Source organism: Dokdonia sinensis, from assembly GCF_003688895.1.
Lineage (GTDB): Bacteria > Bacteroidota > Bacteroidia > Flavobacteriales > Flavobacteriaceae > Dokdonia > Dokdonia sinensis.
In genome coordinates this window covers 55,218-72,739 of sequence record NZ_REFV01000016.1, presented here as the reverse complement: position 1 = coordinate 72,739, position 17,522 = coordinate 55,218, and the positions used below count along the sequence as shown (strand labels likewise).

At 40.1% G+C, this 17,522-nt stretch carries 15 protein-coding genes; 10 read left to right on the top strand and 5 right to left on the bottom strand.

Features of this window, described 5'->3' with window-relative positions; translation table 11 throughout:
• Position 1: 1 nt before the first annotated feature.
• The 5 genes from secG to miaB form a co-directional block, all read right to left on the bottom strand.
• Entirely contained in the window at positions 2-343 is a 342-nt protein-coding gene (gene secG / locus EAX61_RS14130; protein WP_121918356.1) for a preprotein translocase subunit SecG, read from the bottom strand.
• 10 nt (positions 344-353) lie between these two features.
• Positions 354-1,259 (bottom strand): hypothetical protein, encoded by a 906-nt coding sequence (locus EAX61_RS14125; RefSeq protein WP_121918355.1) that lies wholly within the window; start codon positions 1,257-1,259, stop codon positions 354-356.
• Entirely contained in the window at positions 1,259-1,774 is a 516-nt protein-coding gene (locus tag EAX61_RS14120) for an LptE family protein (protein WP_121918354.1), read from the bottom strand. The genes EAX61_RS14125 and EAX61_RS14120 overlap by 1 nt, the downstream gene beginning before the upstream one ends.
• A gap of 50 nt (positions 1,775-1,824) precedes the next feature.
• Complete coding sequence (locus tag EAX61_RS14115; protein WP_121918353.1) at positions 1,825-3,090, bottom strand: sigma-54 interaction domain-containing protein; 1,266 nt, start codon at positions 3,088-3,090, stop codon at positions 1,825-1,827.
• Between the two features lie 174 nt (positions 3,091-3,264).
• Positions 3,265-4,716: a tRNA (N6-isopentenyl adenosine(37)-C2)-methylthiotransferase MiaB gene (miaB, locus tag EAX61_RS14110; RefSeq protein ID WP_121918352.1), complete on the bottom strand. Its 1,452-nt coding sequence runs from the start codon at positions 4,714-4,716 to the stop codon at positions 3,265-3,267.
• 131 nt (positions 4,717-4,847) lie between these two features.
• Here miaB and EAX61_RS14105 point away from each other — a divergent pair, with 131 nt between their 5' ends.
• From EAX61_RS14105 to EAX61_RS14060, 10 genes are all read left to right on the top strand, one after another.
• Positions 4,848-5,789 (top strand): lipid A-modifier LpxR family protein, encoded by a 942-nt coding sequence (locus tag EAX61_RS14105; RefSeq protein ID WP_147448381.1) that lies wholly within the window; start codon positions 4,848-4,850, stop codon positions 5,787-5,789.
• Positions 5,773-6,687 (top strand): lipid A deacylase LpxR family protein, encoded by a 915-nt coding sequence (locus tag EAX61_RS14100; RefSeq protein WP_236642056.1) that lies wholly within the window; start codon positions 5,773-5,775, stop codon positions 6,685-6,687. Before EAX61_RS14105 ends, EAX61_RS14100 begins: the two co-directional genes overlap by 17 nt.
• A gap of 64 nt (positions 6,688-6,751) precedes the next feature.
• On the top strand, positions 6,752-7,543 hold the full coding sequence (locus tag EAX61_RS14095; RefSeq protein ID WP_121918349.1) for a hypothetical protein: 792 nt from the start codon (positions 6,752-6,754) through the stop codon (positions 7,541-7,543).
• A gap of 217 nt (positions 7,544-7,760) precedes the next feature.
• Positions 7,761-10,286, top strand: a complete 2,526-nt coding sequence (topA, locus tag EAX61_RS14090) for a type I DNA topoisomerase (protein ID WP_121918348.1) — start codon at positions 7,761-7,763, stop codon at positions 10,284-10,286.
• A 3-nt stretch (positions 10,287-10,289) separates the two neighbouring features.
• Positions 10,290-11,456, top strand: a complete 1,167-nt coding sequence (locus EAX61_RS14085) for a formimidoylglutamase (RefSeq protein ID WP_121918347.1) — start codon at positions 10,290-10,292, stop codon at positions 11,454-11,456.
• A gap of 109 nt (positions 11,457-11,565) precedes the next feature.
• Complete coding sequence (porK, locus tag EAX61_RS14080) at positions 11,566-12,936, top strand: T9SS ring complex lipoprotein PorK/GldK (RefSeq protein WP_121918346.1); 1,371 nt, start codon at positions 11,566-11,568, stop codon at positions 12,934-12,936.
• Positions 12,937-13,013: 77 nt separating this feature from the next.
• Positions 13,014-13,643: a type IX secretion system motor protein PorL/GldL gene (gene porL, locus EAX61_RS14075; RefSeq protein ID WP_121918345.1), complete on the top strand. Its 630-nt coding sequence runs from the start codon at positions 13,014-13,016 to the stop codon at positions 13,641-13,643.
• 46 nt (positions 13,644-13,689) lie between these two features.
• Positions 13,690-15,264 (top strand): type IX secretion system motor protein PorM/GldM, encoded by a 1,575-nt coding sequence (gene porM / locus EAX61_RS14070; protein ID WP_121918344.1) that lies wholly within the window; start codon positions 13,690-13,692, stop codon positions 15,262-15,264.
• Between the two features lie 11 nt (positions 15,265-15,275).
• Positions 15,276-16,166: a type IX secretion system ring subunit PorN/GldN gene (porN, locus tag EAX61_RS14065; protein ID WP_121918343.1), complete on the top strand. Its 891-nt coding sequence runs from the start codon at positions 15,276-15,278 to the stop codon at positions 16,164-16,166.
• Positions 16,167-16,408: 242 nt separating this feature from the next.
• Positions 16,409-17,452, top strand: a complete 1,044-nt coding sequence (locus tag EAX61_RS14060) for an NAD(P)/FAD-dependent oxidoreductase (protein WP_236642055.1) — start codon at positions 16,409-16,411, stop codon at positions 17,450-17,452.
• The last annotated feature ends 70 nt before the right edge of the window (positions 17,453-17,522 follow it).

Genomic DNA, 17,522 nt, shown 5'->3' with positions numbered 1-17,522 from the left:
TTTACAGACCTCCGTCTTCTTGAACTGGAGTTGTAGGTAATTCTGTTTGCTGTACAGGAAGTGCGTCTGAGTCTGCAGCTCTAGATTCTGTAGAAACTGCTGCATTGCCAAAAATTGTGATATTACTAAGTAAGATCAATACTAAAAGTAAGGTCGCAAGTCCCCAAGTTGCTTTATCTAAAAAGTCTGTCGTTTTCTGAACACCACCTAATTGTTGTGTCCCACCACCGCCAAAAGAAGAAGACAATCCTCCACCTTTAGGATTTTGTACCATAATAACCACAACAAGTAAAAATGCCACGATGGCAATTAATGCTAAAAATATATAAAATGTAGTACTCATAATCTGTATGCTATTTTTCTTCTAATTGTTCGACTGCGCGAATTTGGTCTGCAAAGAAACCACTTTTTTCGGGATATTTCAAACTTAAAATGCGATATGCCTGTTTTGCTTTTTTATAATTCTTCTGTTCAACGTAAACTCGTGCTAAAGTCTCTGTCATCAAGGACTCTTGGGACATAAAGTTCTCTTTTAAGAAAGGTTTTTTGTCCACTTTTATATCATTAGAAACTTTAATTTTTGGATTGGTTTCAATAAATGTATCGATAATGTCGCGTTTACGCTTTCGCGAAAGCGTACTCATATTTGAACTTGAACTTGAACTCGAACTTGAATCTGAAACTTCTTCCTCTTGTGGAGTATCCGTCTCATTTGCGTCAGCTGAATGGGTTGTAGTTCTTTCAATAGGTTTAAAAGAGGTAAACTGTAACCACTCGCTAAAAGAGTGAGTTTCTTGCTTGTCAAAAGACAAAGGCTTACCTACTTCTAACATTTCCTCAGGCGAGGGACTGGTCATTTCAGAATTGACTTTTTCAATAAAAAGTGACGGGTCCAAAATCTTATTTGCCTTATCCATCTCTTCGATATCGAGTTGGGCAGTGACATCCTGCAGTTCCTTTATCTCAATACCACGCAGACGTTGCTCTTGTAACTTTATCTGCTCGCTTATGTTGTTCTGGTTGAATTCCTGTGATGTGATGTAGTCAAAAAGTACAGAACGGTCTGCGGTGTGTGCTGCAGTCACCTTAAGCGCATTATTGTAAGCAAAACTTTCTTGATTTTTTAAGCCCTTTAAGTACAATGCGTGCGCGCTTTGAAAATAAGGGAAGTCGTGCAACAGTTCGCGTAACTCGACGGTCTGGCTCGCTGTAACGTGCTCAGGATGTTCTAATAGATATGTGAAGGTAGGCGTGTTCATTACCATTTTGCCAGAGAGGCGTTAACGATGTCTTGTGTAATGCGTTCAAATATTTCTTCTACAGCTGTATCGAGAGCACTTCCTACGAGTTGGGTAGTTGCTGGTACATCTGAAAAGAAGGAAAAACGTTTTGTAAAATCGTCCTCTCCATCTGCTCTCTTATTGTTAAAATAACGCACATTTACCGCAATGGTAAGTCTGTTTTGCGCTGCAGTATTGTCAGAAGTTGAGGCCTGTGGCGCAATGTAGTACTCTACAATTTCGCCTTCATATAGTAATTCTCCACCATTAGAAACGAGGGAGAGATTTGTTTGATCTTGTATCAAGTCCTGTAATGCAAAGGTAAAATCGCGATCTAGCCCAGGCTCTACAATGGCAGCTTCATTCTGAAAGAAGTTTACTTGAAACGTCTTTATGTCGGGATCAATAGAAATACCATTAAATGAATAGATACCACAGCTCTGAAAAGCAAGGAAACAGGTAATGATAGGTAGAAGAATTTTTATGTTTTTCATATTGATGTAACGACTGCCATTTTAATTTATGCTAGGAAATATACTATTTTCTATAAATCAAATTGCTTGATTTTTCTATAAAGCGTGCGCTCGCTTATACCCAATTCTTCGGCTGCTGCTTTGCGCTTTCCTTTGTGACGCTCCAGAGATTTCTTGATAAGCTCAAGTTCTTTATCGTGTAGGGAGAGGGTTTCTTCCTCTTCTATTTCTTCGGCAAAGTGGTAGGGGTCGTCCTTTATCTCTACTGCAGTAGGTGGGGTAGGAGTTGATTTTTCTGGAATTTGTAATACATCCATCACATCTTCCACACTTTCGTATGTGTCCTCATTGTCATCATCATATATTTTCTTGATGAGCGACTCGTTTTCTTCACGCACATCTGCGGTATTACCGCTCTTCATTAATTCTAGCGTGAGTTTTTTAAGGTCGTTTAGGTCCGACTTCATATCAAACAGCACTTTGTACAATATCTCTCGCTCGTTTGAGAAGTCGCTTTTTTTCTCTTTGTCGATAATAGCGGGAAGTCGCGAACCCGTATCTGGAAGATAATTCCTGAGCTTAGGTCCAGTTATGGCTCTGTTTTGTTCGAGCACAGAAATTTGTTCGGCGACGTTTCTTAGTTGTCTTATGTTTCCGCTCCAGCGATAATTTAAAAGTAACTGAATCGCCTCGTCGTCCAGTCTTACCGTGGGCATTTTATATTTCATTGCAAAGTCCGAAGCAAATTTGCGAAAGAGTAAATGAATATCTCCTTTTCGATCTCTTAAAGGTGGCAGTCCTATATCTACCGTACTCAGTCGGTAATACAAATCCTCTCGAAATTTCCCATCTTGTATCGCTTCAAACAATCTTACGTTTGTTGCGGCCACAATACGCACATCTGTTTTTTGCGTATTTGAAGAACCTACTTTTAAAAATTCTCCATTTTCGAGCACACGTAGTAGTCGTACCTGAGTGGGAAGTGGTAATTCGCCCACTTCGTCCAGAAAAATAGTACCTCCATCTGCCTCTTCAAAGTAACCACTTCTGGTTTGCGTGGCTCCTGTAAAAGCACCCTTCTCGTGGCCAAATAGTTCAGAGTCTATCGTTCCCTCTGGGATAGCACCACAGTTTACAGCAATATATTTTTTATGCTTGCGATGCGAGAGCGAGTGAATAATACGAGGAATACTCTCTTTACCCACACCAGATTCTCCTGTCACGAGCACGCTAATATCTGTAGGCGCTACTTGTATTGCCTTTTCAATCGCACGATTGAGCTTAGCATCATCCCCGATGATACCAAAACGTTGTTTTACAGTTTGTACTCCTTCCATAAAATGAAAAATCCCAATATTTTTAAATCACAAATCACAAATCACAAATCACAAATCACAAATCACAAATCATAAACGGATTATTGTTTATAATAATGGCGGTTACTGAATATTTTTCCGCTTTCGCGAAAGCAAAACTATTTTTTTTAAATTCCTCTAATCTCTAACATAGAGCTATTGCCAATACTCAGCATACCCCACAGCTTCTCCAATTAGAGTCCCCGTGGTACATTCATTAATTTTCACATTTACAAAGTCGCCCATTTTATAATCGCCTTTTGGAAAAACGGCAACGATGTTTTGGTCGTTGCGACCGCTCCATTCGTTTTCATTTTTCTTAGATTCTCTTTCGACGAGTACCTCGATGGTTTGACCTTCGTATCTCTTTAGATTTTCACGAGACATATCTCGTTGTAAATCGATGACATCCTGAAGCCTACGCTTCTTTACCTCCAGCGGAATATCATCTTCCATCTTACGCTCTGCCATCGTTCCTGGACGTTCAGAATAATAGAACATAAATCCGTAATCGTAGCGTACATATTCCATTAAAGCGAGTGTGTCTTTGTGGTCTTCCTCCGTTTCAGTTGGGAAACCAGTAATCATATCTTGACTAATCCCGATGTCTGGGATCAGGTTTTTAATGTTATCTATAAGCGTGCGATACTCTTGTGCCGTGTGCTGGCGGTTCATCAGTTTGAGGATGCGGTCGCTCCCACTTTGTACAGGCAAGTGTATGTAATTGCAAATATTCTTATGCTTTGCCATCGTCTCGATTACATCCAGCGTCATATCCTGTGGATTTGAAGTTGAAAAGCGTATGCGCATTTTAGGTTGCGCCGTTGCAACCATATCCATAAGCTGTGCAAAATTTACTGATGTTGCTTTCTCCATCTCGCTAGCCTTTGCAAAATCTTTTTTGAGTCCGCCACCGTACCATAAATAGGAATCTACATTCTGACCGAGAAGTGTAATTTCTTTAAATCCTTTACTCGCAAGATCCTGTGCTTCCTCAAGGATAGATTGCGGGTCACGACTGCGCTCGCGCCCTCTAGTAAAAGGAACTACGCAAAAGGTGCACATATTATCACAACCACGAGTAATCGAAATAAAAGCAGTTACACCATTAGATTGTAACCGTACAGGAGCAATATCTCCGTAGGTTTCTTCCTTAGAAAGAATCACGTTTACGGCATTGCGACCTTCTTCGACTTCGCTCAGAAGGTTCGGAATATCTTTGTATGCGTCTGGACCTACGACGAGGTCTACGATTTTTTCTTCTTCTAGAAATTTACTCTTTAACCGTTCTGCCATACAACCTAGCACGCCCACTTTCATTGTGGGATTTTGCTTGCGTTTTACGGCCTGATATTTCTCAAGTCGCTTGCGCACAGTAAGCTCAGCCTTCTCGCGTATGGAGCAGGTGTTTACGAGTACAAGGTCTGCCTCTTCCAGATTTTGAGTGGTGTTATATCCTTCATTTGCAAGAATAGAGGCCACCACTTCGCTGTCAGAAAAATTCATCTGGCAACCGTAACTTTCTATAAAAAGCTTTTTGGTATTAGAGGCTTTACGCTCTAAGGCCAGGGCTTCTCCTTGCTTTCTTTCGTCTATTATTTTTTCCATTGTTGTAACGTGCGTTCACTAGTGGTCAACGACCGTGCAAAGATACCTAAAATTAAAATTTATGACAAAGTGGCAGAAGGTTCATTTTCAGATTTAAAAATGCTATTTTCGGTACTTTTTGAAACAGGAATTTGCGGTACAAAGTTTATGTAATAGTAGTGTTTATGATGTTTTCCGCTTTCCTGCCAGCCGGACAGGCGGGCGCGAAAGCGCAATCCTCCCCATCCCAACAATGGGAAATACTGCACGAGAACGATTTCCTCACCTTTACAGACCGCTATTACTCGGCAGGATCATTCATAGGGTACACCAAAAGATTTGAGAGCGGATTGTTCCAAAAATCCTCCAACCGAAAGGAACAGCTACGCTTCGGGATAGGGCAGGAGACCTACACGCCCACAAAAATAAAAAGTCGGGACACGGCAGATTTTGACCGACCGTACGCAGGATATCTTTCGGGATACGCTAGGTGGACGAGTGCTTCAATAAGTGATTTATTCTTGGTACAAGTAGATGTGGGAATAACAGGAGGGGCTTCTGGAGCTCAGGGTTTTCAGCAATGGTACCACCGCGCAATCGTCACTAGCGCCGAAGCACCCGAGTGGGTCGCTCAAATACCAAATGCATTCCACACCAATCTGATGATACAATATATAAAGGAGTGGCGATTGTCCGAAAACCCGTTTAGTGTGACCGCTGTGTTGTCTCCTACAGGAGTTTTAGGGACGAGAGATATGTATGTGCAACCAGAAGTGGCAATCCACTTCGGTCGCCGAAATGCATTGCAGAACAGTATTGCCTTTGACCAGATAGGAACCACAACAAAAGAAATTTTCTTCGGGCTTCGGGCTGGTTATCGGCAAGTATTTTATGACGCCCTGCTGGAAGGATCGCGCAACGGGGATGCACCATTTACAGTAACCCCAGAAAGCGGATTTTTATATGGAGCCTTTGACTTTAAACACCGTTTTGAGCGCAATGATTATAAGGTAAGCTTTATTCATACGACAAAACGCACAGCACTTGCCGATGGTCATTCCTATCTCAGTCTTTCTTATGCGCGACAGTTTTAAGTTTTTGCTTTTATTCATATTAGGAAGTTCATTTTCTTATGGGCAAGAATCGCGTCATCAAATTTCAGTAGAACACGATAACGATTTTCTCTTTGCCATAGACCGTTACTACACCGCAGGAACCTTTATAAGCTATGATCGATTAATTGAAAGTGATTTTCTGTTGAAAAAAACGGAAGTTGCGCCTATCCAATTGTCATTTACACTCGGTCAAGAAACGTATACTCCGCGAGAACTTTTTGAAACAGATTTTGATAGACTAGAACGACCGTATGCTGGATACTTATTTGGAAAGTTTCAGATATCGCAGGGAAATAAAAATTCTATTTTTAGAGTGTCGACCGAACTAGGATTAGCGGGAGAACAATCTCTAGCTGGAAAATTTCAAGTCGCTTATCACGAACTTATTAATGAATTTATTCCCACCTGGGCAGGTGAGATAGGGAATAGTGCTCATATAAATTTAGGGGCAAATTATGTTAGGGATTATGATGTGCTCAACTCTAATTTGTTCAAACATTTTGCATTGGAATCTACCCTCGCTCTTGGGACTCGAGATATTTATGCACAACAAGAAGCAACGGCGTTTTTCGGAAACCGATCTAGAGCACACAATTCGTCTGCTTTTGGGAGGTTGAGTGACGGCCAAGAGTTTTATGGATATGGTGGATTAGGTGTGCGCTATGTATTGCTCAATGCGCTTATTGCTGGACATCCTTTTGGTGACGATTCGCCATTTGTGCTGGATGAGACACCACTATTATTTCAATTTAAGGCGGGGCTAATTTATCGAGGTGCTCGCAACACCTACGAATTTGGATATCGCTTCCAAACCAATCAAACGGAACGCGAAGGTCGATCGCAGTATACGGTATTTAAATTTTCGAGACGGTTTTAGGGCGGAATAATCGTATTCTGATTTCAGGTAAATCTTTATTTTCGCTTTCCATTTAATCCTCTTGATGAATTACCACGAACTCAAAGAAAAGATTCGCCAAAACAACAATATTTCCATAGGAGAGACCCTAAGTGAGTCTTTTAATCTTTATGGAAGCATCTTTGGCAATGGATTGTTACTTCAAGTATTGACGATTCTTGTATTGTATGGTCTTGTGATATTGACGTATATTCCAATGATGGGTTCTGTTTTTATAATGGAAGATCAAGTATATGATCCGTCTGACGATACATACACGGTAATAGGAATCCTTTGGTTAATCTTATATTTTTTCATTTATGTGATTGTGGCCATTTTTCAAGTGGGCTTACTTTCTGCATTTTATAATATAATGCGTTTAAAGGACCGAGGGATTCGGAGTAAGAAAGGGGTGAACTTTGGGATGTTCTTTAAGAAACAATATTTCCTAAAGCTTACACTCATTGGCGTTATTAATCTCTTGATGATTGGGATAGGGAGTATCTTATTTGTTGTTCCTTTATTTTATGTCATTATTCCCGTTCAGTTTGTGGTGTTGCTCTTTGCCTTTAATCCAGAGTTGTCCGTAAAACAGTTGTATGGGCTAGCGTTTACGCTGGGAACCAAGAAGTGGGGAACGACTTTTTTGCCTTTTGCGTTGCTCGCCCTCATTGCGAGCTTGGGGATTTTTGTTTGTGGGATTGGCATTTTGGCGACGGCATCTTTGGCACTCGTACCTGCCTACCTTATATATAAAGGAGTAATCGGTTTTTACGAAGATGAAGAAGCGATTGCAAGTATAGGCGATCCATCGCTTATAGAAACTGGGAATTATTAGGTGTACGCTTTCGCGAAAGCGTAACTAGCATCTTTAATTTATATGAGCCACCCAGAAAATTATTTATAGTATGCATAGATGCATCCTAAACCGCAAAGGATAGCACTTCTGCATCTTTAAATGACCTCCATAAACCCCCTATTTTAGCCGAATAACACGCGTCTTCCGTTTTTAATTAAAAAATTCACATACTTTTGTAATCCAAAAAAAAGAATATATGGCTAAGAATCTCGTCATCGTAGAGTCACCCGCTAAGGCAAAAACCATCGAAAAATTCCTAGGAAAGGATTTTAAGGTGGAGAGTAGTTTTGGCCACATTGCAGACCTTCCTTCTAAGGAGCTGGGTGTAGATGTAGACGGCGATTTTAAACCAAAATATACAGTTTCTGACGACAAAAAGAAGGTTGTGAGAAACCTGAAATCACTAGCAAAAAAAGCCGAAATGGTTTGGCTGGCAAGTGATGAAGATCGCGAGGGAGAAGCCATTGCGTGGCACCTTGAGCAGGAATTAGGACTGAAGCCTGCAAATACAAAGCGTATCGTTTTTCACGAGATTACGAAGAATGCGATATTAAAAGCGATTGAAAATCCACGAGATATAGATTATGACCTTGTAAATGCACAACAGGCAAGACGTGTGCTGGATCGTTTAGTGGGATATGAGCTTTCGCCGGTATTATGGAGAAAGGTGAAAGGTGGACTTTCAGCAGGACGTGTGCAGTCGGTTTCTGTGCGTTTGATCGTAGAGCGAGAAAGAGAAATTCTAGATTTTACACCAGAGGCTTCTTATAGAGTAGATGCAGAATTTACAAATGAGGAAGGGCAATCCTTTCGCGCCAAGCTACCTAAGAACATTCAAACCAAAGAGCAAGCTCAAGAGTTTTTAAAGAAAAATCTAAGCGCTACCTTTAAAGTAGATGCACTTACTAAAAAACCAGCCAAAAAATCCCCAGCGCCACCATTTACAACGTCCACTTTACAACAGGAGGCGAGTAGAAAACTCTACTTCTCTGTAAGTAAAACGATGACGATGGCGCAACGTTTATACGAAGCCGGACTCATAACCTATATGAGAACCGATAGTGTGAATCTATCTAAGGATGCAAAAGAAGCTGCAAAGGCAGAAATTATCTCTGCTTACGGCGACTCTTATAGTAAGGAGCGCAATTACAAAGGCAAATCTAAAGGAGCACAAGAGGCTCACGAGGCGATTCGCCCTACAGATTTTGCAAAGCATCGTGTGAATATAGATCGAGATCAGGCAAGATTATATGAGCTTATCTGGAAACGTGCCATTGCTTCTCAAATGAGTGAGGCGCAGTTAGAACGAACAAATGTGCAAATTGCATCATCTGCAGGAACAGATAATCTTACGGCAAATGGGGAGGTACTGAAATTTGAAGGCTTTTTAAAGGTGTATCTAGAAGGTCACGATGATGAAGATGAAGAGGAAACAGGATTACTTCCTGCTCTACGCAAGGGGGAAACACTCCTTAATAATTACATTACCGCAACCGAACGATTTACAAGACCTCCGTATCGATATACAGAGGCTTCTCTAGTTAAGAAACTGGAAGAGCTAGGCATCGGTAGACCATCTACTTACGCGCCTACGATTACCACAATTCAGAATCGAAAATATGTAGAGAAAGGTTCTGTAGATGGTACTGAGCGTAAATATGCTCAGCTTACTTTAGAAAATGACAAAGTTTCAGAAAAGCAACTTACAGAAACGGTAGGTTCAGATAAAGGAAAACTTGTTCCTACAGATGTAGGAATGGTGGTAAATGATTTCTTGGTACAGCACTTTAAGAATATCCTTGATTATAACTTTACAGCAAAGGTTGAACAAGATTTTGATGATATAGCAGAGGGTAAGCAGGAGTGGACGGAGATGATGAAGGACTTCTATAAAGATTTCCACCCGCAAGTAAAACACGTGGAGGAACACGCAGATCGTGAGGTGGGAGAACGTGTCCTAGGTACGGATCCCGCAACTGGGAAGCCTGTGAGTGTGCGATTAGGGAAATTTGGCCCTATGGTTCAAATAGGAAGTGTAGAGGATGATGAGAAGCCACAGTTTGCAAGTTTAGGCCCAGATCAAAATCTGAGCAACATTACCTATGAGCAAGCAATGGACCTGTTTAAACTGCCTAAGGACTTAGGTAAGTATGAAGATATGGATGTTGCTGTAAATAATGGCCGCTATGGACCTTATGTGAAATTTGGCGAAACATTTGTTTCCTTGCCCAAGGGTCGCGATCCTATGGATGTAGATCTTGAGGAAGCTATCGAATATATCAAGGAAAAGCAAAAGGCGGATGCTCCTATATATATGTACGAAGATCTTCCTGTCCAGAAAGGAACTGGACGTTTCGGACCTTTTATTAAGTGGAATGGTATGTTCATTAATGTGAACAAGAAGTACGATTTCGATAACTTGAGCGATGAAGATATCGTAGAGCTTATCGAGGTTAAGAAACAAAAGGAGATTGACAAAGTCATTCATAACTTCGAGGAAGAAGGTATTCGTGTGGAGAAAGCGCGCTGGGGACGTTCAAATATCATAAAAGGGAAAACAAAAATTGAACTTCCTAAAACTGTAGATGCGGCAGCACTTACGCTAGAAGAAGTACAAGATATTATTGCAAAAAAAGCACCTAAGAAGAAGGCTGTAAAAAAGAAAGCGGCGCCTAAGAAAAAGACTGCTCCAAAGAAAAAAACTACTGCAAAAAAGAAGTAATTTATGGCTTATGAGGTGTTAAAGCCTGTGGCAGATGTTGCTGTCGCGCACATTCAATTATTGCACCCACAATGCATCGGTAATTCCATACGTGTTCATAGCGACCACAATGGTTTCCCTGATCTAGATGGTGTACAAATAGCATTAGTTTGCTTACGCGAAAATCGTAACGACCGCAACCACTTAGGCGAGAAATTAACCTTTACCGAAATACGACGCGCTTTTTACGAGCTTTTTCCAGGCAATTGGAACACCATTATTGCAGATCTGGGCGATATTGATAAAGGAGAGACGGTGGAAGATACTTATTTTGCCGTTCGGACATTGTCTGAAGTACTCATAAAGCAGCAAATCATTCCTGTTTTCTTGGGTGGCAGTCAAGACCTTGTCTATCCTTTGTATCGAGCCTATGACAATCTGGATCAGATGGTGAATTTGGTCAATGTGGACAGTCGTTTTGATATGGGAGATTCCACTCAACCTATCGATAATATCTCTTATGTAGGAAAAATTATTGTAGACCAACCTTATAATTTATTCAATTACAGCAACCTAGGATATCAAACATATTTTAATCCTCAGGAAGAAATAGATCTGATGGATCGTCTATATTTTGATGCTTACAGATTAGGAAACGTCACTGCTAGTTTGAGTAGTGTAGAGCCCGTAATGCGCGATGCGGATATTGTTGCCATCGATATGGGCGCAATAAAAAGTAGCGAACTAAGTTATAAATATAGTAAAATGCCCAACGGGTTTGATGGGAAAGAGATTTGTGCTATCGCTCGATATGCTGGTATAAGTGATAAGGTAAGCTGTTTTGGTATCTTTGAATATAAGAATGATACCCAAGAAGAAACGGCAGCGATGTTAGTGGCTCAAATCCTCTGGTATTTTATCGAAGGAGTCAATTTTCGCGCAAGCGAAAATATGGATATTGAAAAAGGTAATTTTTTAACATATCAAGTGCCTATTGATAATGAGGTACTTACGTTTTATAAAAGTGATAAAACCGAACGCTGGTGGATAGAAATTCCATTTATTTCGGGATTGAATAATAAATTAAAAAGGCGCACGTTATTACCTTGCACCTACCAAGAATATCTGGATGCTTGTAACCAAAGTATTCCAGAGCGCTGGTTTAAGGCGCGTAAAAAGAATGAAATTTAACCGTTAGTAACTTAAAAATAGATTTGAGGTTTATTGTAAATTAATTGTTTATTTGGAATTAAATAAATAGGTTTACCGCCTTAAATCTAGAATACTTAACCTATACCCTATGAAAAAGTTTGTTGCATTTATTGCGATAGTGGCTTTGTTATACAGCTGTGGCAAAGGCGACCGAGGAGAACTCGTCGGTGCCAAAGGTAAAAGCTGGCACCCTGAAAAACCATTTGGAATGACGCTTGTCTCTGGTGGTGCTTTTATTATGGGTAAGAGCGATGACGATCTTGCTGCTGTGCAGGACGCTCCTACCAAAACTGTAACGGTGCGTTCGTTCTATATGGACGAGACTGAAGTAACAAATTCTGAATACAGACAATTTGTAGAGTGGGTCCGCGATTCTGTTGTGCGTACGCGCCTCGCTATTCTTGCTGATGAACTAGGGGAGACTCCGGGGAATGACGGGATAGGTGAATTTGCTTTTGCAGATGCAGATCCAGATAATATGACCCCGTACGAGCAATATATGTACGATAATTATTACGGATTAGGGGAGACAGGCTATGAAGGACGTAAGCTCAATAAAGACATTGATATTATTTGGGACACTTCAGAATATCCTGATGAGTACTACTCTGAAGTTATGGATACAATGTACATTCCTTTGGAAGAAGCATACAACGGTCAGCGTACCATTGATGTAGATAAATTAGAGTTCCGCTATACATATCTTGATATTGAAGAGGCCGCTCGTAAGAAAAATGGTAAACGTAAAGATTTCATTAAAACAGAAAAAGTAAAGATTTATCCAGATACTACAGTATGGATTAAAGATTTTGCATATTCTTACAATGAGCCTATGCATAACGATTACTTCTGGCACGATGCTTATGGAGATTATCCAGTAGTAGGAGTTTCTTGGATGCAAGCAAAAGCTTTTTGTGAGTGGAGAACGCTCTATAAAAACGCTTATCAAAAAGAAAGAAACCGTCAGTTTGTAAACCGTTTCCGTCTTCCTGGTGAAGCAGAGTGGGAGTTTGCAGCACGTGGTGGTCTTGAAGGTGCAGATTTTCCTTGGGGAGGTCCTTATGCAAAAAATGACAGAGGTTGTTTCCTTGCAAACTTTAAGCCTTTAAGAGGTGATTATGGGGCAGATCAAGCACTATACACAGTAGAGGCTGAGTCTTTTGAGCCTAATGATTATAATCTCTTTAATATGGCAGGTAATGTGTCTGAGTGGGTTGCATCTTCTTACGATCCTAACTCTTATGAATATATGTCTACGATTAATCCTAACGTAAATGACGTCCAGAATAGACGTAAAGTAATACGTGGTGGTTCTTGGAAAGATGTTGCTTACTTCCTACAGGTGAGTTCACGTGATTATGAATATCAAGATTCTGCACGTAGCTACATCGGTTTCAGAACTGTACAGGATTTTATGGGGCTTGACGAAAAAGTCAATCTTAAAAAGGCTCCAAAGTAATACCCGAATTACAATTATCCCAAATTATAATTAAACTTAACTAACTAAATTACTTAACTAAACTAAAACTACTTATTATGGCACAGTCAAAAACTGGAAAGAAATTAATGAATATGGTATACGGTCTCGGGGCTGCAATCGTAATCATCGGAGCATTATTTAAAATTATGCATTGGCCTTATGGAAATTTAATGCTTATCATCGGTCTTGTTACAGAGGCAATAGTATTTGCAATTTCTGCTTTTGAGCCTGTTGATACTGACCTAGATTGGTCTCTTGTATACCCAGAATTAGCTGGAGGACAAGCATCAGGAAAGAAAGCTGCACCTCAAGATGCAGAAGGGCAACTTTCTAAAAAATTAGATAATATGTTGAAAGAAGCCAAAATCGATGGAGATTTAATGGCTAGCTTAGGAAACAGCATCCGTAACTTTGAAGGGGCTGCAAAAGGAATTGCACCTACTGCAGATGCCATGAGCTCTACAAAAAAATATTCTGAAGAGATGGCACTTGCTGCTGCTCAAATGGAATCACTTAATAGTCTGTACAAAGTTCAGGTGGAGTCTACAAGTCGTCAAGCAGAGATTAATGAGCAAGTTGCTCAGAATGCAGGAGCACTTAAAGATCAAATGGCAAGTCTTGCAACAAACCTTTCTTCCTTGAATGGTGTGTATGGAGGTATGCTATCTGCAATGTCAAAAAACTAATTTTAGTTAGAAGCTAAAACACTAACTAACAACTAAAAATTAGAAAATGGCAGGAGGAAAATTATCCGCAAGGCAGAAAATGATTAATTTGATGTATTTAGTATTTATCGCAATGCTTGCATTAAATATGTCAAAAGAAGTACTATCGGCTTTTGGGTCGATTAATGAGAAATTAACGCGTTCTAACGCAAACTTTGAGTCTAAAAACGACTTGGCTCTAGCAGGTCTGAGAGAAAATGCTTCAGCAAATAAAAAAGCAGAGGCAACTGCAGCTAAGGCGCAGCAAGCTCACGAATTATCTAATGAATACTACAGTTATTTACAATCACAAAAAGATTTACTTTTAGGTGAAGTAGATGATCCGACAGATTATGAGACTATGGATAAGTCTAACTTTCTTGACGAATTGTATTATGAAGGTGGTCAACTTACTGAAGCTGGTAAAGAATACTTAGCTCAGATGGATAAATATCGTACCGGAATGCTTGCATTAATGGATGGTAATAATCCAGTGCTTGCAGAGCAATTAGAATCAGATTTTTCTACAGAGCCTATTACCACTGGTGAAGGAGAAGGAAATAAAACTACTCAAGATTACATAAGCTATCACTACGTAGGTTTTCCATCTGTTTCTTCATTGACAAAAATGACTCAGACGCAAAATGACATCCGTTCTGTTGAGAATGAATATTTATCTAAGTTGCTCGCGGGAGACCTAAAAGCACTTACAAACATCTCTGAGGCTAATTATGAGACTGTAATGACTACTACTAAGGGGGCTTATTACTCAAGTGATAGCTTTGATGGTATTATATCTTTAGGACGTGTAGATGAAACTACAAAGCCAGAAAGAGTAGAGCTTAAAATAGATGGTAGAGATATCCGTGAAGATCAGTATGAATTTAAAGGCGGTAGAGTAGCCCTTAAATTAGGTGCAGGTAGCGTTGGTGAGCACAAGATTACAGGTAACCTAGTTTTCTTACAAGATGGTGAGGAAGTTATTGTACCTGTGGAAAAAAGCTATACGACCATCGGTAAGCCTAACTCAGCGACAATTGCTGCAGATAAAATGAATGTCGTGTATCGTGGTGTTGCAAATCCTATGACTATTGATTTCGCTGGGATTGATCCTAGCAAGGTAAATGCTAGCGCACCAGGTTTATCAAAAAAATCTGGCACTTCCTATACAATGAATCCAGGTACTGGACGTGAGGTGACGATTAGCGTTAATGCGACCTTACCTAACGGTGGAGGTCCTGTTTCTGACAAGGCAACCTTCCGTATTAAGGACATTCCTCGTCCAGTAGGAACCGTAAGAGGTGATGACTCTGGAGATATGAAAATGACGAGAGAGGCATTAGAACAGTCACCTGTAGGTGCTGCGTTGCCTGACTTTGATTTTGACCTAACATTAAATGTAAGTAGCTTTAAGTTTAAAGTTGCAGGAGCAGGAACTGTTCAAGTAAATGGATCACGTCTTAATGCGCAGGCAAAAAGTGCTTTGCAGAAAGCTAAGCGTGGATCTTCTGTTCAAATCTTTGATATCAAAGCGAGCATCCAAGGAAATTCTAATTATAGGCTTCCTAAGGTTTCTCCAGTATTCATTGAGTTGAGTAACTAATAAACAAAATTATGAAGTTGAAAAATGTATTAATTCTTGCAGTTGTTGTTTTAATAACTTCTCAGGCTTTTGCACAAGGAAATATCCTCAATGCAAAAAGTCCAGAAGAGATGTTTGAGACAACAGATGGGCAAAAAGCAAACGATAACGATAATCCATTGCCTTACGGTTATGTGGAGAAACGTGATGTGTTGTGGGCAAAAAACACTTGGGAAACTGTCGATCTTGATGAGCGCGTAAATTTCCCATTGTATTATCCTATTGATACGATGAACATAGGTTCAGATCGCCGCTCATTGTTTGACGTTATTATGAAGAACGTTAAAGACGGTACGATAGATGCAATTTACAACGACTCTTATTTTACAGAGAAAATCACGCTAGATGATATACGCGCTTCTGTTGAACGTGTAGATACTACAGATGCTGGTTATTCTCAATACAATGCGGGAGAACCAATCTCTGATTATAATATCGAAAGACGTTCAATTACGGCATACGATGTACAAGCGTACAATATCCGCGGTTATTGGTACATAGATAAGCGTCAGGGTGAGTTAAAGTATCGTCTTTTAGGATTTGCGCCAGTAGTTCCTGATGTAAACTTTTTAGATGATCCTACGCAACCGGGTATTGAGCTTTTCTGGGTATGGTTCCCAGGAGTACGCGATATCTTGCACGAGGCAAAAGCTTTTAATAGGAAAAACACCTCGATGCCTATTTCCTTTGATCATCTCTTAAACAGTAGGCGTTTTAGCGGTATTGTGTACAAAGAGGATAACGTTCAAGGAGATCGTCAGGTAAAAGATTATATAAACAACAATGCAATGATGCAATTGTTGGAGTCTAATCGTATCAAGGAGCAAATACGCGATATTGAGCAAGATCTCTGGAATTACTAAAATCTAAGTAATTAATATTTAGAAACCGCTGGGCTACGTCCAGCGGTTTTTTTATTTCTAAATATAAGTTTCTAAGCTATCTGTGAGACAAATTCAAGATACATCTCAAAGGCATCCCTAATATTTTAAGAATGGTTCAGTTATAAAAATTACCACAAAACTCCATGTAACCCATTCAAGTTTAAAAGAGTCTTTAGATTATTGTTTATCCTCAGAGGCCTATATTTGCCATTGTGAAAAAGGTGGATTATATCATAGTAGGACTAGGTCTCGCTGGTATTGCTTTTTGTGAGCAATGCCTCGCTGCGGGAAAGACTTTTCTGGTTTACGATAAAGGAGGAGCTGGTGCAAGTCGCGTGGCTGCAGGTTTGTACAATCCTGTTATTTTAAAAAGATATACCCTACCGTGGAAATCTACAGAGCAGTTTGATTTAGCGATTCCTTATTTCAAAAAACTTGAGCAGAAGTTGGAAACTAAGCTAGTGCATCCTATGCCTGTGCGTAAGGTTTTTTCTTCAGTTGAAGATCAAAACAATTGGTTTTCGGCTTCAGACCATTTGGAATTACAGCGTTTTATGAAGCCGCAAATAGTTCGAGATGACAATTCCCAGATTATTGCCCCCTTTGACTACGGAGAAGTTCTAGAAACAGGTCGTGTTGATATTGTTAAACTTCAACGACTATATGAAACGTACTTGGTTGAGATGCACGCTTTCGCGAAAGCGGAATTCCGCCACAACGATATCCAAATTGATGGGGATACGGTGATGTACGACGGAGTGCAAGCAAAATACATAATCTTTGCAGAAGGCTATGGGATCAAATACAATCCTTATTTTAATAAACTGCCTCTAGTAGGTAATAAGGGGGAGTATATCATTATTAAAGCTGCCGAACTGCAACAGCAAGCAGCGGTAAAATCTTCTTTCTTTATCGTTCCTCTTGGGAACGATTGTTATAAAGTCGGAGCTACCTTTAACTGGACAGATAAAGATAATATTCCTTCTGAGCCGGCCCGGGCTGAACTTGTAGAAAAGCTAGACGCCTTAATCACTTGCAATTATGAGATTGTAAGTCAGCAAGCAGGTATACGTCCCACCACAGGTGATAGGCGGGCATTGCTTGGAAAGCATCCTAAATTCCCGCAACTAGCAACACTTAATGGATTAGGAACTCGTGGTATAATGGCTGGCCCCACGCTGGCCCAATATCTTTTTGAGCATTTAGAAAACGATGTCCCGTTACCTGAAGAAATCGATATCGCAAGGTTCCCGAAGAAATTTTAGTCAGATTTCGGAGGTTATGATACAATCCCCCGGAAAGGCGGATCACTCAACCACCTTAGTTTTGTTATTC

What these genes read in the sequence shown, in the direction of transcription:
- EAX61_RS14085 (WP_121918347.1), top strand. Translation starts at nt 10,290, where the DNA reads ATGGCTTATGAGGTGTTAAAGCCTGTGGCAGATGTTGCTGTCGCGCAC.
- EAX61_RS14125 (WP_121918355.1), bottom strand. Translation starts at nt 1,259, where the DNA reads ATGAACACGCCTACCTTCACATATCTATTAGAACATCCTGAGCACGTT.
- miaB (WP_121918352.1), bottom strand. Translation starts at nt 4,716, where the DNA reads ATGGAAAAAATAATAGACGAAAGAAAGCAAGGAGAAGCCCTGGCCTTA.
- topA (WP_121918348.1), top strand. Translation starts at nt 7,761, where the DNA reads ATGGCTAAGAATCTCGTCATCGTAGAGTCACCCGCTAAGGCAAAAACC.
- porM (WP_121918344.1), top strand. Translation starts at nt 13,690, where the DNA reads ATGGCAGGAGGAAAATTATCCGCAAGGCAGAAAATGATTAATTTGATG.
- EAX61_RS14095 (WP_121918349.1), top strand. Translation starts at nt 6,752, where the DNA reads ATGAATTACCACGAACTCAAAGAAAAGATTCGCCAAAACAACAATATT.
- EAX61_RS14100 (WP_236642056.1), top strand. Translation starts at nt 5,773, where the DNA reads ATGCGCGACAGTTTTAAGTTTTTGCTTTTATTCATATTAGGAAGTTCA.
- secG (WP_121918356.1), bottom strand. Translation starts at nt 343, where the DNA reads ATGAGTACTACATTTTATATATTTTTAGCATTAATTGCCATCGTGGCA.
- EAX61_RS14120 (WP_121918354.1), bottom strand. Translation starts at nt 1,774, where the DNA reads ATGAAAAACATAAAAATTCTTCTACCTATCATTACCTGTTTCCTTGCT.
- EAX61_RS14115 (WP_121918353.1), bottom strand. Translation starts at nt 3,090, where the DNA reads ATGGAAGGAGTACAAACTGTAAAACAACGTTTTGGTATCATCGGGGAT.
- porL (WP_121918345.1), top strand. Translation starts at nt 13,014, where the DNA reads ATGGCACAGTCAAAAACTGGAAAGAAATTAATGAATATGGTATACGGT.
- porK (WP_121918346.1), top strand. Translation starts at nt 11,566, where the DNA reads ATGAAAAAGTTTGTTGCATTTATTGCGATAGTGGCTTTGTTATACAGC.
- porN (WP_121918343.1), top strand. Translation starts at nt 15,276, where the DNA reads ATGAAGTTGAAAAATGTATTAATTCTTGCAGTTGTTGTTTTAATAACT.